Below are 351 nucleotides of genomic sequence, written 5' to 3'. Positions count from 1 at the left end.
ATTTGAATGCCGAAGCTGCCCGTGGTCAGGTTCTGGGTGGCGCCCTGGATGCGCGTGCTGGAGTAGTCGATGCTGCCTGAACCGTTCACGGTCGGGCGGTAGCCCGACTTGGCGATGGCCACGCCTTCATCGGTGACGCGCACGCCGGCACGCGCGGAATTGAGCTGCGAATTGTACTGGTAGGCTTTGGCGAGAGCGCCCGTAATGGTCTCGGCGGAGGCGGCCAGCGGCGACAGCGCCGTCGCGGAAACCAGAATAGCTGCTAAAACATTTTTGTGTCGGGGCGGCACGTTATTTCCCTCATTCGTTTCCATGGGAACCACGCCGCGTCAGCCCACCCTTACGGATCGG

The 351-nt window shown here is 62.4% G+C and carries 1 protein-coding gene; it reads right to left on the bottom strand.

The features are described from left to right. Nucleotides 1–314 (bottom strand): TolC family protein (locus EN807_RS33420; protein ID WP_189522685.1); only part of this gene is annotated, 314 nt, incomplete at its 3' end. Between the last annotated feature and the right edge of the window lie 37 nt (nucleotides 315–351).

This window comes from Mesorhizobium sp. M5C.F.Ca.ET.164.01.1.1, from assembly GCF_004792125.1.
Taxonomy (GTDB): domain Bacteria; phylum Pseudomonadota; class Alphaproteobacteria; order Rhizobiales; family Rhizobiaceae; genus Mesorhizobium; species Mesorhizobium wenxiniae.
This window is presented reverse-complemented; position numbering and strand designations above follow the sequence as displayed.